Source organism: Vicinamibacterales bacterium (assembly GCA_035699745.1).
Taxonomy (GTDB): Bacteria; Acidobacteriota; Vicinamibacteria; order Vicinamibacterales; family 2-12-FULL-66-21; genus JAICSD01.
This window is the reverse complement of record DASSPH010000082.1, coordinates 14795-39762: the sequence shown is the minus strand read 5'-3', so window position 1 is coordinate 39762 and position 24968 is coordinate 14795. Positions and strand designations below refer to the sequence as shown.

The window sequence follows — 24968 nt, the reverse complement described above, 5'->3', positions numbered from 1 at the left end:
ATTATGGGGGATCGGCAGGCAGCAGGCGGCAGGCGGCAGGCGGCAGCCGGCAGCCTTCAGAGATCTCTTCTCTGAAACTGCCAGTAGGCCGCGGCGCTGAGCACCGCGGACGCGATGAAGAGGATGGTGACGTTGCGCGGCGTTTCGGCGTCGCCGGCGATCACCGACAGCGCCGGGAAATAGTGGAACGGCGACAGCCAGGCGATCACTTCCATCGGCCGCCATCCGAGGGCGATGAAGTCGACGTTGTACAGCACCACCGCGGTCAGCGCCGCGATCGTGAACGCGGTCGACCAGCGGCGCGACCGTGACGCGACCAGCAGCGCGAAGCCGGTGAAGCAGGAGGTGACGGCGAACTGGTTGAACAGGAGCCGGGCGCGCAGGTCCGCTGCCGGCACGTCGAGCTGCGCCGCGTCGAACAGCCGGACGCCGATGACGGTGCCGGCAGCCATCACCAGCAGCACGAGCGCCGCCGTGAGATGCGCGAGCAGCAGCGAACGCGTCACCAGCCGATGCCGCGGCACCGCACGCGCCAGCTCGAGATCGACCAGGCCGGCTTCCACTTCGTGCGCGATCTCGGTGGCCGGATACATGGCCATCACGGCAATCGTCATGCAGACGATGGGATGGAAGTAACCGAAGGAGACCGTTCCCTTGAACGTCGCGAGGATCAGCGCCTTGCTGCCCAGCCCGCGCTGCAGGAAGCCCGGGAGCAGGTTCGCCATGCTCGAGAACGAGCTGGCGCGCTGGATCTCGACCGCCTGGGCGATGATCAGGACCTGAAGGCCCCCGAGCACCAGCACCGTCGCGATCAAGGCGAAGCGGATCTGATACGCCGATCGGGCGAGCAGCGCGATCACCGGGCGGCGCCTTTGTAGAACTGCGCGATGTAGTCTTCGAGCTTGAACGGCGCGATCGAGAGATCGCGCACCGGGAGTCCGCCGAGCATCGCGACCAGCGTCCCTGCCGGGCCGCGCACGTCCAGCGTCCACTCGGCCGGACTGGCGGAGACGACGGCAATGCCGTCGGCGTCGCGCGGCGGCGGCACCGGGGCCGTGAACGTCACGCTGACCCGGCGCCGTGCGTCGCGCTCGAGATCCGCCAGCGTTCCGGTCGCCACGATCCGGCCGCCGCGCACCAGGCCGATCCGGTCGCAGGTCTGCTCCACTTCCGCGAGCACGTGCGACGACAGCAGCACCGTGGTGTCGCCGCGCTGCTTCAGGTCGACGATGGTCTCGCGGAAGGCCTGGACCATCAGCGGATCGAGCCCGGCGGTGGGCTCGTCGAGGATCAGCACCGGCGCCCGCGTCATCAGCGCCTGGATGATCCCGATTTTCTGCTTCATGCCGTGCGACTGCTCGCGGAGCGGACGCCGCTGATCGATCTCGCTCACGTCGAACCGTCGCAGGAGCTGCTGCAGGTAGTCGGCCGGCACCGGACGGCTGTCGAGCCGCGACAGGTACGCGAGATAGTCGCGGGCGGTGAGATCGGGATAGACGGGCAGGTCTCCCGGCAGGTACCCGATCCGCCGCCGCGCCGCGAGGCTGTCGCGATGACAGTCGATGCCGAGGACGCTGGCGCGGCCGCGCGTCGGGCGCAGCAGATCGAGCAGGAGGCGGATCGTCGTGGTCTTGCCGGCGCCGTTCGCGCCGAGGAAGCCGTAGACCTCGCCCGGCGCCACGCTGAAGGAGAGGTCCTCGATTCCCACCACCGCGCCGTAGTATTTGGTCAGGTTCTCGACCCGGATGGCCGGGACGGCGGCGTCCATCACCGCCCTTGCTTCAGTCTGGTGAGCTCGCGCAGCGACAGCATCACCACGTCATGGCTCGGGATGGGCGAACCTTCGCCGCCGATCACGATCTCTCCCGCGCGCTTCGGCACGGCGAACGCCTCCGCTGGAACGCTCGCCACGACGCTGTGGCTGATCAGGCGGTACGACAGGCTGTAGGGCTGCTTCAGGAAGGATCCGCTGACCGACAGCTCCGTGATCCGGTAGTCGCGGGCGTCGATCAGGACGCGCGCTTCCGTCAGGTCCCACACCGGACTGGTTCCCGGCCCGGCGACGCGCGGAACTTCGATGCGATACAGCTTGCCGTGCGGCCCGTCGATCGTCTCGACGACCTGGGTGCCGCTGGCCTGCATCATGCCGATCGACGCCTCCATGTGGAGGCGCTCCATCTCCGGCAGCGAGAGCCCCGCGTCCTTCGCCGGCAGCGACACCTCGAATCGATACGGCTGCCCGTCGACGAGGAGCGACGTGACGCGGCGGCGCGTCTGCGGATCCTGCGCGATCGAGGTCACCATGCCGCCGTCAGGGGCGTAGCTCGCGAAGCGGAACCGGCCGCGGACGTTGTGATCGATCGCCTGGCGGATCCGGTAGGTGCCGTCCGACGAATCCGGCATCATCTCTTTCGGCACGCCGTCGAGCACCAGCTCGTATTCGAGCAGCTCGATCCCGCCGGTGACGCTCGCGGACAGCTGACTCGCGGACCTGGCGAGAATCGCCGAAGCGGACAGCGTCGAGTCGGTCTTGCGGAGCACGGGCGCGACGAACAGCACCGCAATCAGCGTCGCCGCCGCGGCGCTCGCGCCGTAGACCCAGCCGCGGCGCGCGTGCGGGAGCCGGATGCCGGCGGACGCCTGGCGGCGCAGCCGCGTGGCCCCGGCGGGGCGCTGGGAGGCGTCCGCGGCCAGCCGCGCGTCCACCCGCGCCGTCAGCGACGCCGGCACGGCGACCGGCGGCGCGAGCGCGTCGCGCATCTGGCGCATCAGCGCAACCCGCGCGCGCACCCTGCCGGCACAGTCGGCGCAGCTCGCCGCGTGCGCCCGGATCTCGTCGGTCGCCTCGCCGTCAGCGAGCGCCTGGATGTGATGGTCGTTCAAGCAACTCATAGGCCTCTCCGTCCTTCCGTGTGCCGGCCCACCGGTCCACCGCACGCGCGAGCAGGCGTCCCACCGAGACGGGATTGATGCCGGCGGCCGCGGCGATGTCGCGATACGACAGCCCTTGCGCGCGCAGCACCAGGAGGAGCCGGTCGCGCCGGGACAGGTCCCGCAACGCGGCACGCGCGCGGGTCAGACGGCCGTCCTCGTCCGGCAACAGCGGCGGCGGCACCCGCCCGTCGTGCGCGGAACTCCAGGGCACCCACCGCATGCGGCGCCGCTGCCGATCGCGCGCCGCGTGCGCCGCCACAGTGAACAACCAGCCGCGCGGGTTCGTGAGGCTGCCCTGGGCCTCCAGATGCGTGAGCAGCTTCAGGAAGGTCTCCTGCACCACGTCTTCCGCGTCCTGGCGATGGCGCACCAGGACGGCCGCGAAGCGAAAGATCGCCGCGCCGTGCTGCCGGAAGAGATCCCGCGCCGCCTCGGAGGTGCCGTCCATACGAGCCGTCCAGAGGTATAACGCAGGAGGCGCCCCTTTTGTGACCCTGACTGCCGGCTGCCCGGGGTGCCGGCTGCCCGGGGGCCAGGTCTGCAAACCGGCGCAATCGGTGCCAGGTCTGTAAACCGCCGCAACAGGGGTCAGGTCTGCAAATCAGCGCGAAGTGGGTGCCAGGTCTGTAAACCGGCGCAATCGGGTGCCAGGTCTGTAAACCGTCGCGGCAGGGGTCAGGTCTGCAAACCGGCACAACCGGGTGCCAGGTCTGAAGACGGACCCGGCTGGGAACCCGGACCACGAGGGCGATTGACAGACCTGACACCGGGAGGCGGCAGCGTGCAGACCTGGCACCGGAGGGTCGGTGCACAGACCTGGCACCGGCGGCGCCCGTTCGCAGACCTGGCACCGGGACCCGGGACGTCAGCGGCGCTTGTAGCGGAACGTGACGGTCGTCGCCTCGTCGATCACCAGCGGCCGCACGAAGCGGTGCGACGTGCCCGAGCGCGGCACGTCCATTCGCACCGGCAGCACACCGGCGGCGCGCCGCTGCAGGTTCTGGACGTTCGCCGACGGCGCCTGGACGACGGACGGGCGTTCGTCGCGGCGTCCCGACTGCACTGCCGCCGACTCCGCCATCACCTGGACCGTCTCGGACAGCGCGCTCAGCCGCATCACGAAGTTCAACTGCACCCCGTGCTGATCGAACTGCACCCCGCGGCGCTGGGTGACGAACCCGGACAGTTCCGCGGTGACCGTGATCGCGCCGGACGGCACACCCGTGACCAGAAACGACCCATCACTCGCCGTCGTCGCTTCCTGTTTCTGACCGGCCCCCTCGATGACGACCGTGACGCCCGGCAGCACGGCGCCGCGTTCGTCGACGATTCGGCCGTTCATCTGCCCGCGATCCGGCTGCGGCAGCGGCGCGATCGCGAACGACATGCCGACGCCGCCGCCGGAGCCGCCGCCGGATCCCGAGATCGAGACCGCCGCCGACACCGGCGCGAGGACGCCGCCGGGCAGATGCGCGAGCGCGATCGTGTTCCCGGCGAAGCGATCGGCGCGGAAGCGATCGGGCAGGAACAGCTCCCACTCGAGAACGTTCACCGGCACGTCCATCTTCGCCAGTTCCATGCGCATGTCCCCCTTCTTCAGGAACGGCGCGCCCGAGTGCTGGTAGACGAACGACACGATGTAGAGACCGGACGGCCGGAATCCCGGACGCAGCAGCGGCACACGCGCCCCGTCGATCCCTTCGGCGGGCCTGGCCGCCGCGCCTTCCACTTCCGCCGACACGATCGCCGCGCCCGGCGGCAGCGACACCTTCATGTAGGCCTGCGCGCGATTGCGCAGGTACAGCGTGATCTCGGTGAGCGCCCGCCCCTCCGGCGTCACCAGCGTGGTCGCGACGCCGCGTTCCGCGACGGCCGACAGCACGGCCGCGTCGGCGAACCGCCGCACGTCGAGGGCGAGCGAGACCGGTTCGTCGGCGGCTCGCTGGTAGCGGTACGCCGCGAGCAGCGATTGCCGCGCCACCGACGCCAATGCAGGGTCCAGCTCGCGGACGTCGATACGCCGCAGCCCCGGCATCTCGGGCGACGTCACCTCCATGGGCCCGAGCCCCTCGATCGCGACTTCGCCGGTTTCACGCTGCGCGGCCGCGATCGTCGGAAGTCCGGTGTCCAGCTTGAACGAGCCGCCCCCATGCGGACGCTCGAGGCTGATCAGGAACTGGTGCCGCCGCAAGCCGGGATCCGCGACGAAAAGCGTGACCGTTCCCTGGCCGGGCTCCGTCCGTTCCAGCGATGGACCGGTCGCGCTCGTGACCTCGTATCCCGCCGGGATCGCCACCGCGATCCGCTCGGGCTCCCCCTGCACCACGGTGACGTTGACCAGCGAGATCAGGCGAATGTCGGCGTCGCCGAGGCTGACGATGGACTTCACGTCCGCGAGCATCCGGAGGTCCCGGGCGCCTGCACTCGCGGCATAGTCGTGCGTCGACCACCACACTTCCGTCGTCACGCCGGGCGTGAGCGTCGCGTCGACGATCGTGCGGCCGTTCGTCGCGCGCCGGCCGAGAATCAGGCCGCTGGACAGGTGCACGTCCGCCTGCTCGCCGGGCACGTCGATCGTCGCCACGGCGCTGCCCGACATCGGAGCCGGGAGCAGGAATGACGCGCGCCCGGGCTGAAACGCCAGCGGAGCGCCGATTTCGAGCGTCGCCGTGAACGGCCCCGGGCCGGCGATGAGCCCGACGTGCGCGCCTCCCTGCGACACCAGCGGCAGCGGACGGTTGTCGAGGCGCGCGTCGAGCACGGTCGCGTTCTTGATCAACGGCACACTGGCGATGCCGGCGCGGAGCACTTCGCCGTCCAGCCGGACCATCGATCGCGCCGTCGTCCCTTCGACGCGGGCGCGGACGTCGGCGCGCGCGAGCGCCGCTGAAACCGGCGCGGTCTCCGGCCCGCCGGGCCGGCGGGTCGACAGATCGAGGAGCCGATCGTATTCGGTGCGCGTCAGCGTCACCGTGCCGGGTACGCCGGCGGGCGGCGTCTGAGCGAACGCCGCAGCCGCGACCGTCACGGCCGCCATCGCGAACGTGATGGCGCGGTACATCAGTGGCCTCCAGTCTTGCGATACCGCACGTCCAGTGCGGGCGCCTGCATTTCCGGCGTCAACTCGGCGGCGAGAAAGACGGATGGACCGAGCGCCGGGAATGTAATGGCGATGGGAATGACCCCCGGCGCGGTGCGTCCGGCCTCCTTCCGGAAGCGATCGACGAGCAGCCTCAGATCGTCCGCGCGATCGGCGGCCGCCTCGCTGGCTTTCTGAGTCACGGCCGTCGGCTCCGCCAGTTCCCCGGCGGCATGGAACACCGTGGCCCATGGGCCGGTGTCGGGCTCGACGCGGAACGATCCGGGACGGGGTTCGACGGCATACCGCGGCGAGTGATGGAGCGTCAGGCCGGTGCGCGACACCGGCAGGTCGACCGCAGGCAGGGTCACACGCGCCTCGCCGCGCTCGATCCATGACGCCGCGCGCTGCAGGTACATCAGTTCGACGATGAACGACGGCGCCTCTTCGCTCGATCGTCCCTTCTTCAACGGCAGCAGCACGCTGCCGTTCGGCCCCATGCCGGGCCTGACGGGACGTCCGGCGAGCGCGGCGCTCCACAGCGTCGACTGCGCCGGGAGCGCGACGGCCAGGAAGCTGCGCTGGTTGTTGCGGACGGCGTAGCGCGCGCGGACCAGGACCTTGCCGTCTTCTCCGAGCAGCGCGTCGTAGCGCGCTTCCTCGACGTTGGCGACGAGCACCGCCTTCGAGGCGTATCGCGTCACCTCGACGGTGAGCGATCGCGCCCCGGATCCCGGCAGGGGATGGAACTTGAACGCGACCATCGACGGCGACTCGCGTCCGGCGACGATGTCGCCGAGATCCGTGGGATCCGCGGCGTCCAGGCCGCGCGGATCGCGGTCGCCGATCTCTCCGGCGCCGACGACGTCGATCGCGACCCCGCCGGTTTCGCGCTCGGCGGCCGGCACGCGGACGAGAGGAATCGCGATCGATCCCTGCCGCGGCGCCTTCACTTCCGCGCCGATCACGATCGACGTCTGCGTGGTGACCGGCTCGAGAAACGTGACGGTGAGACGGTTGCGATCGACGTTCCAGTCGGCCAGCGTCGGGCCCGACACGTGGTTGACGATCAGATCGCCGGGCAGCGCGATCGCGGCTTCGCGCGCCTGCCCTTGCGTGATCTCGAACTGAATGCTGGACGTGATCTGCGTGGCGTCTTCGCCGAGCGAGACCAGCTGCGTCACGCGCGCGCGCGTCCGCAGCGGCAGCGCGCTGCGCCGATCGTCGGCGCGCCGCTTCCAGCTGAACGTCAGCGGCTTGCCCGGGTTCCCGTAGACCACCCAGCGGCTTCCGCTGCCCGTTTCGCTCTGTTCGGCAATGAAGCCGCCGCTCGCGGTGAGCGCCACGCCGGTGCGCGGCACCGCGAGCGTCACCGCCGAGAGCGCAGACGAGGCGGCCGGCAACGAGATCGACTCCGTACCGGCGCCGGCGGTCAGCGGCACGACGATGTCGAGCGTCAGCGTGGAGCGCCCGGGACGCGAAATCAGCACGCGCGGCGGCGTGCCTTCCACCAGCGCCGTCGGCTTGCCGTCGATGCGCGCGTCTCGCACCAGCATGCCGGACGGCACGTGAATGCTCGCCCAGCCCTGCTTGAGCACGTCGACGGTGAGCCGTGCCTGCCCGCTCACGGTATCGCCGGTGAGGCGCAGGTCGTAGTCGACCCGCGTCAACGCCGCGTCGAGTGGAGGCGGCGGCGGATCCGGCGGCACCGGAAACGCCCGCGTCCGCAGCGCCTTGTACTCCTCGATGGGCAGCACCACCCATCCGTCGGCACGCGGCGCGTCCTGTGCCAGCAGCGCACTCAGCAGGCCTATCAATGTCAGTCGAAGCATGTCCGCCTCCTCGCCAGATCAGACGCCTGGGCGTAGCGGGCGGACTGCAAACGCGAACCCACACGCGAATCCCTTATCCCTCATCCCTGATCCCGAATCCCGAATCGCGGATCCTCGAATCCTCGAATCCCGCGTTGACGGATCCCGAATGACGGATTTGTGATGCAGGATTCGGGATCCAAGGATTCGGGATGAGCGATCCGGGATCAGCGATCAGGGACGAGGGATTCGCGTGGTGTCAGTGCATCGCGTGGCGGTGCACCACCCCGCCGCGCACGTCGGAGAGCGGGTGCTGCACCACGAACGCGGAGGGATCGACCGACTCGACGATGCGCATGACCCGGCCGATCTCCAGCCGGGTGACGACGCAGTAGAGGATCTCGCGATCTTCGCCGGTCTTGCCGCCGCTGGCGCGGTAGATCGTGACGCCGCGCCCCATCTCGTCGAGAATCGCCGCCCGGATCGGCTGCGGCGAGCCGGACATGATCGTCACGGCGATGAACTCCTCGATGCCGTGCAGGATGAAGTCCACCGTCCGCGCCGCCGACACGTAGGTGAGGATCGAATAGAGCGCCGGCTCCACTCCGAGCACGCTCATCGCGACGATGAACAGCACGACGTTGAACCCGAGGATCACGTCGCCGACCTTCAGGATCGAGCTGCGCTTGCCGATCAACAGCGCCGCGATCTCGGTGCCGTCGAGCACCGCGCCGCCGCGCACCGCCAGCCCGATGCCGGCGCCCAGGAATGCGCCACCGAACACGGCGGTCAACAGGTGATCGTGGGTCACGTCCGGGAACTGGATCGTGCCGAGCGCGGCGGCGAGCCCGAGGATCGCCAGCGTGCTGCGCACCGCGAAGGCGACGCCGAGATGGCGGTAGCCGACGATCACGAACGGCAGGTTGACGATGGGCAGCCACAACGCCAGCGGCACGCGCGTCACCTTGGAGAGCAGCATCGAGATGCCGGTGACGCCGCCGTCGATGAAGTTGCTGGGGAACAGGAATCCCTTCAACCCCATCGCCGCCGACATGATGCCGCCGGCGATCAGCACGGTGTTGAGGGCCTCCCGGCGCAGCGAATGCATGCGGGATCCTAACGTAGAATCGTCAGGCGCCGCTCGCATGCCGATCCTACTTGCCGCACTCGCGTTCTTCTTGTCCGGATTCGCGGCGCTCGTCTACCAGGTGGTGTGGCAGCGGATGCTGGTCCTGCCGATCGGCGCCGACGTCTACTCGACGACGGTGATCGTGGGCGCGTTCATGGCCGGCCTCGGCGCCGGCAGCCTCGCCGGCGGCCACGTCGCCGATCGGCTGAGCCGCGCGCAGTGCCTGTGGCTGTTCGCCGCCGCGGAGGCGGCGGTGGGGCTGTTCGGCGCCGCGAGCCGCTACCTGTTCTACGACTGGATGTATCTGACGCTCGGCGGGCTCGCGCTCAGTCCGCTCGCGGTCGCGATCGTCGTGTTCGGCGCGCTCGCCTGGCCGACGTTCTGGATGGGCATGTCGCTGCCGCTGCTGGCACGGGCGGTGACGTCGACGCTGGCTGGGGCGCCGGCGCGTATCGGCGTGCTCTACGGGCTGAACACGCTCGGCGCCGCGACCGGCGCATTCGCGACCACGTGGATCCTCTTTCCATCCGCAGGCCTGGCCGGCAGCCTGTGGATCGCGGCGTCGCTGAACGCGCTGGCCGCAGCCGCGGCGCTGGGGCTGACGCGGCGGCGCGCGGCCGCCGTGCCGGAAGCACGCGCGTCCGCCGCCTCGACCGAGCGCGGCGCGCCTGCGCCGGAGCCGCCGCCCTGGGGGTTCCGCACCTGGGCCGTGCTCTACGGCATCGCCGGCTTCCAGGCCCTGTCGCTGGAGATCGTGTGGTTCCGCCTGCTCGGCGTGATGGTCAAGTCGTCGGCGTTCACGTTCGGCACGCTGCTCGCGATCTACCTTGCCGGTCTGGGACTGGGCGCCGCGATCGGAAGCGCGATGCTGCGGCGGGTGCGGCGTCCGGCGCTGTCCTTCCTGCTGCTGCAGGCGTTCGTGGCGCTCTATGCGGGCGGGGCGATCCTCGCCCTCACGAGCGGCCTCGGAACGGCTCCGGCGCTCTCGGCGCTGCTGGCCTACTTCGCGAGCTACGAGCCGTTCGACGCGGCCGCCGCCGCCGCGAACTTCTTCGGCAACGAGAGTGCGCGAGACCGGGCGCAGTTCGTGCGTCTCTACCTGCTGATGCCCGCGATCCTGATCGGCCCGGCGACCGTGGCGATGGGCGCCAGCTTCCCCTTGATCCAGCGCATCGTCGTGTCCGACCTCGCGCATATCGGGCGCCTGGTCGGCACCGTGATGCTCGCGAACATCGCCGGCAGCACGCTCGGCGCGGTGCTGACTGGATGGATCGCGCTGACCTATCTCGGGTCGGCGGGCTCGCTGCGGATGCTCGCGGTGACGGGCGGAATGTTCCTGGCGCTCGCCGTCCTGTCGCTGCCGCGGCGCGGCGTCACGCCGGTGCTGGCGGCAGGCGCCGGGCTCGCCGGTGTGATCCTCGCGACCGCCCTGCCGGGCGGCGCGCGCCTGTGGGCGCGGCTCCATGGGACGGTGCCTCAGCGGCTGGTCGTCGGCGAGGATGCGTCAGGCGTGTCGGCGCTGAAGGCGGACGGCCGGAGCGCCGTGGTCTTCGTCAACGGCATCGGCCAGAGCTGGATTCCCTACGGGGACATTCATACGGTGCTCGGCGCGCTGCCGGCGTTCGTGCACCCGCAGCCGCGCGAAGCGGCGCTGATCGGACTCGGATCGGGGGACACCGTCCATGCCGTGGCCGGCCGCCAGGAACTGACGCGGATCACCTGCATCGAGATCATTCGTCCCCAGCTGACGACCCTGGCCGAATGGCACCGCCGCACGCAATACGGCGGGCTCGCCGCGCTGCTGTCGGATCCGCGCATCGAACACGTCGCCGGGGATGGACGCGCGTATCTGATGAACGCCGGGCGCACCTTCGACATCATCGAAGCGGACGCGCTTCGGCCGGCGAGCGCGTATTCCGGCAATCTGTATTCGACCGGCTACTTCACGCTCGTGCGATCGCGGCTGTCGCCGGGCGGGCTCGCGGTGTCGTGGGCGCCCACGCCGCGGATCGTCGACACGTTCGTGCAGGTGTTTCCACATGCGCTCAACTTCGGCGACATCCTGATCGGGAGCACGGCGCCGATCGAGTTCGACGCCGCGAAGGTCCGGGCGCGGCTGGCGTCCCGAGCGGTCCAGGACCATTACCTCCGCGCCGGCGTGAACATCAACGCCCTGCTGGCGCGGTACCTGGATACGCCTCCGCAAGTGCTGAGCGGCGCCGACACGGCGCCAACCGAGGGGTTGAACGAGGATCTCTTTCCGCGGGACGAGTTCGGCGTGCGGTATCGCGGCGCCGGCGGCCGCTAGAACCCGCTGCGGCGGATCCGCGCGACTTCGTCGAGCACGAGCGCGGGGCGCCGCGCGGCGAACTGGCGCATGAACTCCACCGCTTCGTCGAACCGCTCGTTCGAGAACTGCTTGCGCGTATCGGCGCGGGCGGCGTCGAAGATCTGCGCCGCCAGCCGCTCGATCTCGGCGGCGAGGAAGCCGTCGGCGGCGGCGATCCGCGCCGCCTGCTCCACGGTGGACAGATAAACCTCGCGCAGGTCGGCATGGCCCATGGCGCGCCGGAACAGCACGTTGGCGTCGGTGGTCGCGACCGGCCCGTCGATGAACAGGAAGGCGTTGTCCTTGTCCCAGGGGAAGAGACGGTGCTTGCTGGTGCCCTGCTGCCGGTAGAGATAGAAGTTGTTCATCCCGGCATACCCGAGCAGCCCGTCGTTCTCGGCGATGAACGATTCGACCGCGGCGTGCGTGACGAACTGGTTGAGATCGATGTATTGCTCGACGCGCTCGCGCCAGACGGCGTCGTCGGGCCCGTTGACCTCGCGGATGAGATTCTGGATCGGCGTGTACAGCGCGCCGTCGGCGTCGAGCCGATGCGTGCGCGGCTCGAACAGCGGTTTGTAGGCGGAGATGTCGCCGAGATCCTCGAAGCGCCACTCGCGGACGTAGTGATACTCGAACATCGTGCCGTCGGTCTCGCCGGTGACGCGGCGCGCGAAGTCGCCGTCGATCTCTTCGGTGACCGCGTACAGGCCCTGGTACTCGTTGTTGATGTAGAGCCGGCAGAACGACTCGCGCGGCGCGGGCACGCCGAGACGCTCGAACATCGTGAACGCGAGCCGCTCGCGGATCATCGCGTCGTCCTGCCACAGGTTGTCGAGCACGATCGTCGACAGACCGACCAGGGTCTGGCCGGTCGTGTAGTGCGCCATGTCGACCCGCAGGCCGAGCTTGGTGCCGTTGCGGCTGCCCAGGCCGCGCGAGCGGATGCCGACGTTCCGCACGCGGATGTTCCGCCAGGTCAGATCTGCGGTGTAGTAGGCGTTCTCCGCGAACCGCTCGCGCAGCGTGCGCAGGTCGCGGCTGTTCACCGACAGCCGGATCTCCTGGATGGTGTTGACGTCGAACAGATCGGCCGCGGTCTGCGCCGACGCCGGCACGGCGCCGGCCAGCAGCGCGGCGATGAGCACGTTTCCGAGAGCGCGGCGCGCGATCATACTGGCCTCACAGCGCAAACTGGAACCGGATCGCTTTGGTGTTGAAGCTCGCCTTCGACGGCAGCGGCCCCTGGGCCGGATCGTCGAGCTTCTCGCGGATGAAGTTCGCCTGGATCTTGACGAACCGGTTGATGTACCAGTTCACCCCGAGCGTCGTCACCTGATTGCGGTTGCCTACGATCACGTCGGCGCGCGGGCTGGTGGACGGTGTCTCGCCCGAGACGCCGCTCCTGAACCGCAGGCTCTCGATGCGGGCACCGACCTCCACCGCGCCGAAGCCCCCCTGGAACAGCGGCTTGCGCGGCCGCTGCACGCGCGACTTCTTCTCTCCGGTGAGGGCGTAGGTACCGCTCACGTACCAGCCGTCGCCGACGATCGGCGACAGGTCGCCGTCCTCGACGCTCTCGCCCAGCCGCTCGGTCTCGACGCGCATCCATTCCATCTTCACCGAGGCGGGGCCGGGAAGGAACGCCATCTCGACACCGAGCCGGCGGCGCTGGCCATTCACGATGTAGTCGGCGCCGGTGAAGAAGCTCTGCTGCAGCACCGTCTGCCCGCGCAGTCCGGAGATCCCTTCCGGGACGTCGCTGCGCGAGTACGCGACGGCGAACGACAGGTCGCCGACCGCGTCCTTGGTGTTGCGAAGCGGTTCGACGGCGGCGCGCGCCGCGAGCGTCTGGCCGCCGAACACCTTCGCCGGATTGTTCGTCCGCGCGTTCTTGCCATCGTGCTCGAACACGCCCGCCTCGTAGCGCAGCCGCTCCTTCGCGACGCGGCCGTGCACCATCACGCCGCGATCCCGGCCCGGCGCCAGATGCGTGGCCGCCAGCGAGCGGTACATGAAGTCGAGCCGGCTCGCGCCGGTGTTCTCGTCGAGGCTGAACGGGATCTTGAACTTGCCGCCGCGCACCCGGGCGAAGCCGAAGTACTTGAAGTCGCCGTACACGTCCCGCCAGGGATCGTCGTCGTCCAGCTCCGCTTCGACCTGGAACTCGAACGCGTTCCGGATCTCGCCCGACACGCCGATGCGGCGCTTGCCGAGATCGATCGTCGACACCTCGGCGGGATCCGCCGTCGACGCGTCCGAGCCGCTGCGATCCGCCGCGAAGCGCGCGCGCAATTCGATCCGGCTGCCCTTGCCGAGATCGAACTCGGGATGCTCGTCCCCGAGCTTGAACACCGGCTTCGGTTTGTCGGGCTTCCTGGGTTTCGCGTCCTGCTGCTGGTCCGCGCGCCCGGCTGGCGGCGCGGGACTCGGGGGCGGCGGCGCGGCGCGCATCAGAACCAGCACCAGCGCGGCCGACGTCAGCATCAGCGGCAGGTTCCCGCCCCGCTGTCGCGGAAGGCGTTGTTGGCCGGTATGAATTCCCAGGAATAGGAAGTCGGGTTGAGCGTGAGCTGCAGCACGCCGTACGACGCGGCGGAGCGCGCGGCGCTGTTCGGTTTCGGGGGACCGGGATTGGTGAGGTGCGCTCCGCCCGTGCCGACCGTGAACTGCCGAAGCCCGTTCACCGGGTCGGGGCGCGCCTGGTCGTCCTGCCGCTCGAAGCGCTCATACATGTGGTCGTGGCCGTTCAGCACGATTTCGGCGCCGAACTCGATCAGCGTCGACCAGAGCACCCGGGTGTCGAGGTTGTTGCCGTTAGGGCCGGAACTGTACAACGGCCGGTGCCAATAAGCCAGGGTGCATTGCGTCCGATTCGCCTGGAGCTCGTCGCGCAGCCATTGCACCTGCGGCGATCCGGCGGCCATCGAGATCTCGCTGTTCAGAGCGATCACGCGCCACGGACCGGCGGAATAGGAGTAGTAGCCCTGGCCGCGGTTCCCGGCGAGCCCGCCGAAGTAGTCGAAATACCCCGCCGCCCCCGGGGTCTCGTAGTCGTGGTTCCCGGGCACCGGCCGGGTGCGGTCCATGTGCCGCCCCCACGCGGGGTCGTAGCAGTCGCGGAAATTCGCGGCGCTGCCGTGCATGTACGCGAGGTCGCCGAGCGCGAGCAGCGTCCCGGACAGCCCGTCGATCAACCGGCCCGTATCGAGCGCGCCGTAGCCGCACTCGCCGATGTCGCCGGCCGCAAGCAGGGTCGCGGTGGTCACCGGCGGCGGGGGGGGCGGCGGGGTCGGCCCCGGTCCCGGCGTGGAGCTGCCGCCGCTGCAGGCGGCCAACAGCATCGCGGCCGCGGCGACAGCCGTCGCGGCGGCGCGAAACGGGCGTCGCGGCACAGGATGCCCGGTCGCGGCGGCGCGAGGCACGGAGGCGGCGGACACGGGATCGAAGTTCACGGCGCGGTCAGCTCCGGTTGCGGACTCCCCGGTCGATTGTGGGCGAGAGAGTACAGAGTAACGCATCTGGGGGCCGCCGGGGCGGATTCACCCCGATCGGCCCCTTTTGCCGTGCGCCGCCCGGCCGATCACAGCCCGATCTCAGCGCCCCCCGCTGGAGGACGTGGCGCGGGTGCCGGCCGCCGCCGCCGGCCCCATGTCGTTCCAGTTCATGAGGGTGTTGAACACGAGGTTGAACTCGGCGTGGTTCTGCCAGCGGTAAATCGGGTTGTTCGAGAAGAGGACGATGCGCCCCTTGCCGGTGTAGCCGCCGGGCACGTCGATCGCGAAGGGGCGTCCGGCGATTTCGTCGGCGCCGCGCATCAGGCCGCTCAGCACGTTGGCTTCCCCGCCGGGATACCGCGCCAGCACCGCCGCCTGATCGGCCTGGCCGACCGACATCAGCGGCCCGCCGAGATACTTCACCGGCATGATCCGGTCGGTATAGCCGTAGAACACGGGATGCTCCGGCTTCACGACCTCGGCGTTGATCAGCGGGCGCGGGGCATAGAACGCGCTGCTGGTCGAATCCGAAGCGCTGACGGTGCGCGCGAACCCGAGCTCGGTGGGGAACTGAACCGCGTTGCCCGTACAAATCAAGGTGCCGCCGGCTTCGAGGAACCTGGCGAACGCGTCCACGCCTTCGCCCCCCATCCCGCCGGTGATGTCGGGCGACGAACCGTAGTCGCCGAGGAACCTGAACTTGTCCGTCTTCACGTATGGGACCGGCCGCGCCGCGGGCGGCGCGAACACCGCCTGCCGGTTCGCCTGCTGCGTCGGCATGAGGATGACGTCGTACGCGGCGCGCAGATTGCCCTGTTTCACGCGCTCCTTGAAGATCAGCTCGAAGGGAATGCCGAACTGATCGAACGCGTGCCGGTACCAGCCGATTTCCTGGGTGCCGTTCCACGATGAATAGATGGCGACCCGCGGCAGATCGGCGTCGTGCATCGCCACCGCCGGCGCGGACGACAGCGCCGCGGCGGTGAGCCCCAGCTGCTCCACGGCGGCGCGCACGGCGGCCATGTCGGCTCCGGCGGCGATCACGAACGAGCCCGCGGGGAACTCGACGCCGTCGGCGGTGAAGCTCTTCTCGGCAATCCGCATCGGCACGTTCCGCAGCTTGTAGCGAAACGCGATCATGTTGTTCGAGCCGTAGTGCGCGACGGCGAGTCCGGCGCCGCCGGTGCCCGCGACGCGTCCTTTCACCGCCGCCTGTTTCACCGGCGTCACCGCCACGTCCAGGATCCCCTTGTCCTTGATCTCCTTCACGTCCACCCTGGTCGCCAGCCCCATCGTCCAGCCGCTGTCGTCGTAGGTGGTGAGGTTCGGGTCGGGATAGTTCTGCCGCTCGAGCAGGTTCTTGGCCAGACGACCGTACGGCTGATCGCGCTTGATGACATAGGAACCGGCGGGAAAGGTGTCTTCGCCGATCTTCACCTCGGCGTTCGCCGTGCCCACCTCGATGCGCTGCGCGCGCAGGATGTTCACCAGGGTGACGGCGCGCGTCATGTCCCCCCTGGCGTTCAACGGAATCACGTAGCCGAACGGCGCGTCTTTCTTCCCGGCGTCGATCGAGTTCTGCGTCTTGCGATAGAAGTTCTCGATCACCAGATTCGGGATCATCGAGGTCATCTGCAGCCCCGACAGCACGCCGGTCTGCATGTAGTTGGTGTTGTTGCGGCGCGAGAAGTTGGCGATCACATCGGGCGGAGGGACCGGGAGTCCGCGGTACCACTCGCGCGGCTGGCCGCCGCCGCGGCCGGTCGGCACGGTCGCCCGCCCGCCACCCGCGCGTCCCGCACCCGCCGGCGGCTGCGCTGCCGCCGCCGCGGGAACACCTTCCGCCCCGCCGCCACCGCGGGCACCAGCACCCCGGCCGGCCCGGCCTGCACCCGCCGGTGCACCGCCGGCACCCTCGGCGCCTCTCCCGGCACCCTCCGCGCCTCTGCCGGCGCCCTGGGCTCCGGGTCCGCTCTCACGCCCCGACTGGGTCTCGTACATCCGCATCATGCCGTTGTGGTTGTAGGCGACGGAGCCCAGATAGCCGGGGGACCAGCCGTCCATGAACGCGTGCGTGTAGACGCCCGGCATGCCCCACTTCGTCATCTGCGAGAGCTCGAAGTTCGCGAACAGCGGCAGCTCGGTGAACAGGATGGGATCGAGATTCGGGTTCTGCGGCGGCCCGCCGCTGTAGGTGTAGAGCAGCGGCTGCGCCTCGTGCAGGTCGTGCATGATTGGCGGGTACGCAGTGAAGTACCAGTCGACCAGCGCGCGCATCGACACCTGCGAGAGGTTGATGTCGCGGTTGTTGTCGTGGAAGACGTACTTGCCCCAGTACGGCAGCGCCGCGCCGCCGCGCCCGCCGCCGGCGGCCGGCGCGGGCGGCGCCGCCTGCGGGGCCGTCCCCTGCGCCGCGCGCGCGCTCTCCTGCTCGTCGAGCCCCTTGTAGAACCAGTCCACGTTCCGATCGCGCCCGTCGGGGTCCGCGACCGGGGTGATCGACACGATCACGTTCTCGCGGATCTGCTTGATGAGCGGCGACGTTTCCGTCGCCAGCCGGTAGGTCAGCTCCATCAGCATCTCGGACGGACCGGTCTCCCCGCTGTGCAGCCCGCCCATGAAGTGGTAGTGCGGCTTGGTGGTCGCGATCAGCTGCCTGATCTGGTCGGGCGTCGCGCCGCGCGGGTCGGCGATGCGCGCGAGGTTGTCGCGGTTCTTCTGCAGGTTCTTGATGTTCTCGTCGGACGAGACCCACACCACCACGAGGTCGCGACCCTCGTCACTCTTGCCGATCGACTCCACCCTGACCCGCGGCGTCGCCGCCGCGAGCGCGCGGTAGTACTTGAGGATGTCGGCGTAGTAGGTCAGCTTCGCCGGCGCGCCGATGTGATAGCCGAGCACCGACTTCGGCGTCGGGATCCCCTTGACGAGCGGCAGGTGATCGACCAGCGGACTGATGAAGTACGGCTGGGTCGTCCATTCCTTCACCGACTCCTCGAAGTCGGCATCCTGCTGCTGCGCGGGATCGCGGGTCTCGAGCACCGCTTGCTGCGCCGGCAGCGACACCACCGCGACGAGCAGCGCCGCGGCGACCAGGAACTTTCGCATGGGGATCTCCTTAAATGAGGACGCGGCGAAATATATCAGGATCGGGAATCAGGGATCAGGGATCAGGGATCAGGGATCAGGGATCGGGGATCCGGAGTGCGGCCGGCGGTCAGCGCACGGCCGATCAGCGGAGAACCAGGTCCACGGTGTATTTCTCGGGGCCGGTGATGCGGAGCGGAGTGGCGCCCGGCAGCAGCCGTTCCAGCACCGCCGGATCGAACCATTCGTTCTGCTCGAGGTCGGTGGCCGCCACCCGGTATTCGCCCGGGGGCAGGTTGCGGACACTCCACTCCCCGTTCCGTCCGGAACGCGCGGCGGCGATGCGCCGGGAATTGAAGAACCATCCGCTGCGGTCGACGGGGTACGCCACGATCCAGAGGTCGGGGACGGACGCGCCCTGCCGGTCGCGCACCGTTCCCGCGAGTTCGCTGGCGCGATCGGTGAACGTCGCCACCGCATCGTCCACGCTGTGCAGCAGCGCGATCGGCGTGTCGAGCAGTTCGCGTCCTGCGGCGGAGATCGACTTCAACCACCACGATCCGATCGGCGCGCGGATTCCTTGTGGAACCGAGAACATTCGATACGGCCCCGGCAGGAGCCCTTCGATCCGGAAGGTGGCGCCGTCGATGACGACCGGCGGCATCGGCCAGTTTCCGCCCGCGCTGTTGAACGAGGCGGGCGGGTTGATCCTGAGCTGGAACGGCAGCGCAGGAGCGGCCGCGCGATCGGTTTCAAAGACGATGCGGCCGCTGAGCGTCAGTCCCGGCTGCAGGGACAAGGCCAGCCCGTCGACGTCGTCGCCGGCGACCGCGACGTCCGCGGCGCCGTAGTAGACCGCGCCGGTCAATTGTGCGCCCCGCCCGCTGCCGGGAAGTTGGGTGATGCGCGCGGCGACGCGGTAATTGCCCGGACTCACGCCGCGGAAGGTGAAGCGCCCCTGTTCGTCCGTGCTGACCACGGGTCCGCCCGGCGGCTGCGCGGTGTCGTCGGTCCTCCACAGCGTCACGCGCGCCGGTGCCCATCCGGCAGGCGCCGCCACCGTGCCGCTGACGGTCGCGAGCGGCACGTACTCCAGCTGCACGTCGATGCCGCCGCGTTCCTCCCCTGCGCGGACCAGCACGCGCGCGGCGCGGCTCACATCGGCAACGCCCGGGTGCAGCACCGGTGCGAGCGTCATCGGCCGCGACACCGCGTTGCCGCGCAGCATCACGCGGATCTCCTGAGATGGCGGGCCGCTCGTGAATGGAAACCGCGCCTGAGGAATGGCCGAGACGAGGTACTCGCCCGCGGCAAGACCGTAGATCCGGTACACGCCGCGATCGTCCGAGACCGCGGCGGCAGTTCCCGGGGCAGTGCTCCACACCCGGTCGGTGAAGGCGGTTCCGGGGCGCGGGTACACCGCGTAAACAGAGACCCCGGCGGCCGGCCGTCCGTCGACGTCGAGGATCGTCCCGGTGATCACGGCGCCGCGCGGCAAGCGCAGCGTCACGGCTGCGGATTGGCCGGCGGCAATCTGGACGCCGGTCCCGGGCCGCCCGGTGCGGCGCGCGCCGTACGCCATGCTGACGTAGGCGTCCTTGCTCGCAGTGATCGTGAATCGTCCCGCCGGCAAAGCCTCGAAAACAAAGGCGCCGTCATCGGCCGTAATCGCCGTCAACGGCATCTCGAGTCCGCCGCCGCTGAGAACGACGCGCGCGCGACGCAGCGGACGCGGCTGCGGCTCGTCGCTCACCACCACTCCGGTGATCCGGCCGGTCGGCGCGACGGAGGCGGGGCGCGCATCCCGCGGCGCCGGCGTCTGCTGCGCGTCGAGGAGGAGCACGAGAACCGCCGCCGCGCCGATCACTGCCGCATCTCCTTCACCACGAGGTCGATCATCTTGTGCTCTCCCTCGGTGACGGTCACCTGGGTCGCGATCCGCGCCAGAGCCTCCAGGACGGCCGGATCGCGCCAGTCGCCTGCCTGTTCGTCAGGGATGGCGACGACGTAGTAGTCGCCGGCGGGAACCGAGCGCATACCGAAGGAGCCCCTGGCGTCCACCCTGGCCGTGCGCAACCGACGCGGGCTCGGCCCGGCGTCGACCCAGGCGCGGCTGTCGGCCGGGAACAGCATCACGACCGCGCGATCGGCGGACGCCCCCTGGACGACCCCGCCGACACCGCTCCAGCGATCGGTGAACACCAGCAGGAGATCCGCGACGTCGCGCGAGAATTCGAACGAATTCAGCGACACGTCGACACCGTCGAGCATCGCCGCCTTGAACATCCACCCCGGCGGGGAGTTGTTCACCCGCACGCGGTAGCGTCCGGGCGGAAACCCGGTGAGCGTCAGACTCTCGTTGGCGCTCAGCGCCGCCACTCCTGGTGGCACGGCCGGGCCGCCATCTTCGGGCTCGAGCGTAAAGAGGGGCGTCACCATTCGACCCTGCGGCGGGGTGAGCGAGGGGGGCGGGGCGTTCCCCTCGAACCGCGTTCGCGCCGTCACTCGCAGCGGCGGCTGCAGGGTCGCGACGATCCCGTCCACGTCGTCCCCGCCCACCGCCAGCGGCATCGCGAGCCAGGTCTGGTTCGGAGACTCGCGCGGTTCGGCTCTGAGCACATAACTGCCCGGCACGACGGCCGGAAACACGAACGCGCCGGACGCGTCCGTGACACCGACGGCGGTGAGCGCTTCCGGCGCGATCAGATCGACGCTGCCCGGCGTGAGGCGGAGCGGCACCATTCCCGCCGGCCCGGAGGGGCCGATCAGCGTGCCGGACACACGCAGCGTCGTGACCGGCGTGAGATGAAGATCGATCGACGCGCGCTCTTCGCCGGCCGCGACAGTGACGATCGCCGCCTGCGAGGGGACGGTCGAACCGGGGTGGAACGTCGGCGGATAGATCTGCATTCGTGTGCCGGCCGGAGGCGGCGGCGTGACCGTTCCGCGACCGGTGGCATACAACGCGTCACCGACGCGCACGCCCTGCAGACTGAGTCCCGCGGCGAGCTCGCCCATCGATCGTCCCGCCACGAGCGCGGCAAGCTCGCCGCTGGCCCGTCCGGTGCGGGCGACGTCGGCGAAGATGCCCGCCGGCGCCGACAGACCGGGCTGCGAGGTAATGACGATGTAATCGCCCGGCAGAAGCGAGCTGATGCGATACACGCCGCGGTCGTCGGTCATCGCCGCGCCGCCGGCGCCGGAGAATCCGCGCGCCATCCCCGCGCGCCGCTGCACGGCGCGCACCTGCACCCGCACGAGCGGCTCGCCGGCCTCGTCGGTGACCGTGCCGGTAATCGCGGCGTATCGCCACAAGCGAATGACGATGTCGGCGGTCTTGCGAGCGGCCGTGAGCTCGACGTTCTGCCGCGAGCCGTTCGGCCGGTTCTGACCGTACGCCCCCTCGGCGTACCCGCTCTTCGCCGCGATGACGTCGATGTTGCCGGGCAGGTTGAGGCCGCGGAGCAGGAACCGTCCCTCCCCGTCCGTCAGAATCCGGGACGCGGGCGCATTGGCGCCGGAGGCGAATCCCGCGACCGCTACGACTGCCGCGCTCACCGGTTGCCCGGTCGTCGCGTCGACCACGCGCCCTGCGATCGTCCCTTCGCCGGGCCGCTCCTGGGCGCCGGCCGCGACCGCCAAGGCCGTCAGCGCCGCGAGCGCGCCGAGTCGCGCGACGCGTGTCGCGGGCTCAGGCATCACTTGATCCTCGCGCTGGTCGTGAACTGCCGGTAGTTCGAGTACAAGGCGCGGCCCGAAATGCCCTCGCGGTGCTCGCCGGTGCGGATCTCGAAGTCCTCGTCCATCGACGCGGGCAGCCACATGTCGAGCGCGGGCACGCGCTGATAGACGACGTCGACGCTCCCGGTGCCGCGCGAGCGGTTGCCAAGGGTCGAGCTCATCGCGAACCCTTCGACCTCGAGGCGCGTGCGCACGACGGTGCCGTCGGCCGCGTGCACCCACAGCGTTCCGCTCGACGCGATCGAGCGGCCGCGGGGTGTGCGGATCAATGTCGGACGCGCCGTCTCGCGGAAGGCGATCTCCCAGATACCGTCGGCGCCCGCGGTCACCGCGGAGAACCTGAAGCGGTCGAGGTTCTGCGGAGTGAAGAAGAAGAGCGTGGTCGTGGGCACGTTGAAGTCGCGCTCGATGGGGCCGATGTTGAAGCGCGCGCTCTCCGCGAGCAGCCGCCGCGCCTCGTCGTAGCCGCCGGAATGGGTGAGCAGCCGGGCGAGACGATCGTTGCGGTCGGGCAGCGGCGTGCCGTCCACTTCGATCACGTCGCGGAACCCCTGCCAGCCGCGCATGCCGTCGACCTTCACGATTGCGAAGTCGGCGCCCAGCTGCCGCTTCTCCGGCATGGCCTTGTAGCGCCGCGATTGCTGCGAGTAGTGCTCGGTCGCCACCACGACCGAGGTGCGCGCACCGTAGGCCTCGACGTACGCCGCCACTCGCGCCATCACGTCCTTCACTGACAGCGGTCGCTGCTGGGCAGCGGTGCGCCCGGGAGCCGCGAGCGCGAGCGCGAGGAGCAGCACGCCAGAGGTACGGAAAATCATGGCTGGCGCAGGACGATGAGCGGATCCACGGACGCGGCGCGCCGCGCAGGGATGTAACAGGCGAGCAGCACGACGGATGCGAGTACGACCGGGACGACGACGAACGTGGCGGCGTCGGCCGCGGGCAGGGGCACGATCGCGTGCGACGCGTAGCGGATGGCCGCGAACGCCAGCGCGAAGCCGAGTCCGATGCCGCCCAGCGCCACCGACGCGCCGTCGCGCAGGATGAGGCGAATGACATCGCGCCTGCCGGCGCCGAGCACCATCCGCACGCCGATCTCGGCAAGGCGCTGCGCGACCGCGTAGGACATCAGCGCGAACACGCCGATGGCGGCAAGCAGCAGCGCGGTGATCCCCGAGGCGCCCACCGTCCCGGCGGTGAAACGCCGCGGATAGCGAAGACCGCTGACCACGTCCTCCAGCGGGCGCACGTGCGTCACCAGCACCGTCGCGTCCACCGCGCGGACGGCCTCCCTCGCGGCGGCGCCCAGCTCGGCGGCATTCCCGTCGCCGGCGATCAGGAACGTGGTCCCCATCAGCGCCTCGCGCGCGATCGGCGAATAGAAGACCGGCCAGGCGAATTCCTCGGAGGGCAGCGTCACCGATCCGGCCACGCCGATCACGGTGCGCCAGCGAATCGGATAGGGGCTGTCGGGCGAGTGCGTGGCGATCTGCTCGCCGATCGGGTCGCGCCCGGGCCAGACGTCGTTGGCGAACCGTTCGGAGACGATGACCGACGAGGCGTCCTCCGCCGCTTCCCGCGCGTCGAAGTCGCGCCCGCGCAGCAGCGGAATGCCGAGCGTCCTGAAATAGTCCGGCGAGACGAACCCCTGCCGCACGCCCCGGTACTGCCGCGTCGTCTCGTAATCGGATCGCGCAATGATCGAGGTGGTCCCGCGCGCGAGGGGAAGGCCGTCGAACGACGCGCCCGCCACCGCCGCGCTGCGGACGCCGGCCACGGACCGGAGCCGCGCGAGGATCCTGTCCTGGAGCGCGATCATCGCCTTCGACTGCCCGCGCCGTGCGTCGTGCGGCTCGATCGCGCGCTGCGGCAGCAGCACTTCCAGGGTGACGACCTGCCGGGGATCGAAACCGGCCGGCGCGAGCTCGACGCGCAGCATGCTCCGGACGAAGACGCCGGTGACGAGCAGCAGCACGAGCGCCATCGCGATCTGCGGAATCAGCACCAGCCGCCGCAGCCGCGATCGCGACTGGCCGGTCGTCGTCGCACTGCCGCCGAGCGCCGCCAGCAGATCGATCCGCAGCGCCTGCCAGGCCGGCGCCAGCCCGGTCAGCAGCGCGGTCGCCAGTCCGCTGGCGAACGCGAACGCCACGACGCGGCGATCGATCGGCACGTCGATGGCGATGGTGACGCCGCTGCCGCCCGGCACCTGCGAGGGGAAGCCGTGCAGCGCGGCGAGGACGGCGAGCCTGGCGACGAACAGTCCGAGCACGCCGGCACCCAGTGCGAGCAGCACGCTCTCGGCGAGCAGGTGGCGCAGCAGGCGCGCGCGCCCGATGCCGAGGCTGAGCCGGATGGCAATCTCGGACCGCCGCGCCACGCCGCGGGCGAGCAGCATGCCGGCCAGGTTGACTCCGGCGATCAACAGCAGGATCGTGCCGACCGCCGTCAGGGTTGCCGTGATGCGCGGCATGTCCATGTAGTACGCGCCCTGGAACGGCAGCGTCACGCGACGCGCGGCGAGCGTGCGGAAGGTGTGTCCCGCCGCGACCGGGTCCGGCGAACGGCGCAGGATCTCGGCCGCCGCCGCTTCGACCGAGGTGCGCGCCCGAGCCAGGGTGATCCCGGGGGCGAGCCGCCCGATCGGCACGGCGGGCCGGTCTTCGAGGCGGATTCGATCGCCCCACGCGGCGCGCAGATCCGCGAAGCGCTGCTCGATCAGCACCCAGTAGCGGGCGGGCTGCCACGGGTTGCCGGTCCCGGTGAACGAGCGCGGCAGGACGCCGGCGATGGTGTAGTCCCGCGCCGCCGAGTACACGCCCGAGTACGGACTGCCGGCGTCGAGGCGAAGCCTGCGGCCGATGACGTCGGGATCCGCGGCGAACTGCGATCGCCAGAGTCCGTCGCTGATGAGCGCCACCGGCGGGGCGCCGGGAGCCGCGTCCGCGGCGCTGAAGGTGCGGCCGAGCGCCGCGCCGACGCCGATCACGTCGAAGTAGTTGGGAGTGACCGCCTCGCCGGTCAGCGGAATGGCGTCGCCATCGGTCCGCAAGCGCGCCGCGTCGCCGCCGCGCGCCGCGAGATCCGCAAACACATCGGCGGTGCCGGCGCGAAGCTCCTGGTAGGCGCGATAGCCGGTCATGCGCCGCTCGTCGCTGTGATAGATGAACGCGAGGCGTCCCGGCGCCTCGACGGGCAGCGGACGCATGAGCATCGCGTTCAGCAGGCTGAACACCGCCGTGTTCACGCCGACCGCGAGCCCCAGCACCAGCATCGTGCCGATCGCGAAGGACGGGCGCTTGGCGATCGCCCGCAGTGTGTAGCGCAGATCCTGAAGCATGTCGCGCCTCCGTCAGCGCGC

The 24968-nt window shown here is 70.2% G+C and carries 16 protein-coding genes; 1 reads left to right on the top strand and 15 read right to left on the bottom strand.

Annotated features, from left to right (window positions below):
* Nucleotides 1-56 precede the first annotated feature (56 nt).
* From VFK57_20385 to VFK57_20355, 7 genes are all read right to left on the bottom strand, one after another.
* Nucleotides 57-860, bottom strand: coding sequence for an ABC transporter permease subunit (locus VFK57_20385; protein HET7698084.1), 804 nt, complete (start codon nt 858-860; stop codon nt 57-59).
* Nucleotides 857-1768, bottom strand: coding sequence for an ABC transporter ATP-binding protein (locus VFK57_20380; GenBank protein ID HET7698083.1), 912 nt, complete (start codon nt 1766-1768; stop codon nt 857-859). Before VFK57_20380 ends, VFK57_20385 begins: the two co-directional genes overlap by 4 nt.
* Nucleotides 1768-2883 carry a hypothetical protein gene (locus VFK57_20375; GenBank protein HET7698082.1) on the bottom strand — a complete coding sequence of 372 codons (1116 nt, stop codon included), beginning with the start codon at nt 2881-2883 and terminating at the stop codon, nt 1768-1770. The genes VFK57_20380 and VFK57_20375 overlap by 1 nt, the downstream gene beginning before the upstream one ends.
* A complete protein-coding gene (locus tag VFK57_20370; protein ID HET7698081.1) occupies nt 2852-3382 on the bottom strand; it encodes an RNA polymerase sigma factor in 531 nt (176 codons plus the stop codon). The genes VFK57_20375 and VFK57_20370 overlap by 32 nt, the downstream gene beginning before the upstream one ends.
* Nucleotides 3383-3799: 417 nt before the next feature.
* The gene (locus tag VFK57_20365; protein HET7698080.1) at nt 3800-5995 is read right to left on the bottom strand and encodes a carboxypeptidase-like regulatory domain-containing protein; all 2196 of its coding nucleotides are present in this window, start codon (nt 5993-5995) and stop codon (nt 3800-3802) included.
* Nucleotides 5995-7845 (bottom strand): hypothetical protein, encoded by a 1851-nt coding sequence (locus tag VFK57_20360; protein ID HET7698079.1) that lies wholly within the window; start codon nt 7843-7845, stop codon nt 5995-5997. The genes VFK57_20365 and VFK57_20360 overlap by 1 nt, the downstream gene beginning before the upstream one ends.
* A gap of 238 nt (nt 7846-8083) precedes the next feature.
* On the bottom strand, nt 8084-8932 hold the full coding sequence (locus VFK57_20355; protein HET7698078.1) for a YitT family protein: 849 nt from the start codon (nt 8930-8932) through the stop codon (nt 8084-8086).
* Between the two features lie 37 nt (nt 8933-8969).
* On the opposite strand from VFK57_20355, the gene VFK57_20350 reads away from it, so the two are divergent.
* Entirely contained in the window at nt 8970-11261 is a 2292-nt protein-coding gene (locus VFK57_20350; GenBank protein ID HET7698077.1) for a fused MFS/spermidine synthase, read from the top strand.
* Here the strand turns inward: VFK57_20350 and VFK57_20345 are convergent.
* The 8 genes from VFK57_20345 to VFK57_20310 form a co-directional block, all read right to left on the bottom strand.
* On the bottom strand, nt 11258-12457 hold the full coding sequence (locus VFK57_20345; protein ID HET7698076.1) for a CotH kinase family protein: 1200 nt from the start codon (nt 12455-12457) through the stop codon (nt 11258-11260). The two genes, VFK57_20350 and VFK57_20345, sit on opposite strands and share 4 nt — an antisense overlap.
* Nucleotides 12458-12464: 7 nt before the next feature.
* The gene (locus VFK57_20340) at nt 12465-13769 is read right to left on the bottom strand and encodes a porin (GenBank protein HET7698075.1); all 1305 of its coding nucleotides are present in this window, start codon (nt 13767-13769) and stop codon (nt 12465-12467) included.
* On the bottom strand, nt 13769-14737 hold the full coding sequence (locus VFK57_20335) for a metallophosphoesterase (protein HET7698074.1): 969 nt from the start codon (nt 14735-14737) through the stop codon (nt 13769-13771). Before VFK57_20335 ends, VFK57_20340 begins: the two co-directional genes overlap by 1 nt.
* Nucleotides 14738-14878: 141 nt before the next feature.
* A complete protein-coding gene (locus VFK57_20330; GenBank protein HET7698073.1) occupies nt 14879-17887 on the bottom strand; it encodes a M14 family zinc carboxypeptidase in 3009 nt (1002 codons plus the stop codon).
* Nucleotides 17888-18011: 124 nt separating this feature from the next.
* On the bottom strand, nt 18012-19733 hold the full coding sequence (locus VFK57_20325) for a carboxypeptidase-like regulatory domain-containing protein (GenBank protein HET7698072.1): 1722 nt from the start codon (nt 19731-19733) through the stop codon (nt 18012-18014).
* On the bottom strand, nt 19730-21565 hold the full coding sequence (locus tag VFK57_20320) for a carboxypeptidase-like regulatory domain-containing protein (protein HET7698071.1): 1836 nt from the start codon (nt 21563-21565) through the stop codon (nt 19730-19732). Before VFK57_20320 ends, VFK57_20325 begins: the two co-directional genes overlap by 4 nt.
* Nucleotides 21565-22425 carry a hypothetical protein gene (locus VFK57_20315; protein HET7698070.1) on the bottom strand — a complete coding sequence of 287 codons (861 nt, stop codon included), beginning with the start codon at nt 22423-22425 and terminating at the stop codon, nt 21565-21567. Before VFK57_20315 ends, VFK57_20320 begins: the two co-directional genes overlap by 1 nt.
* On the bottom strand, nt 22422-24947 hold the full coding sequence (locus tag VFK57_20310; GenBank protein HET7698069.1) for an ADOP family duplicated permease: 2526 nt from the start codon (nt 24945-24947) through the stop codon (nt 22422-22424). The genes VFK57_20315 and VFK57_20310 overlap by 4 nt, the downstream gene beginning before the upstream one ends.
* Nucleotides 24948-24968: the final 21 nt, after the last annotated feature.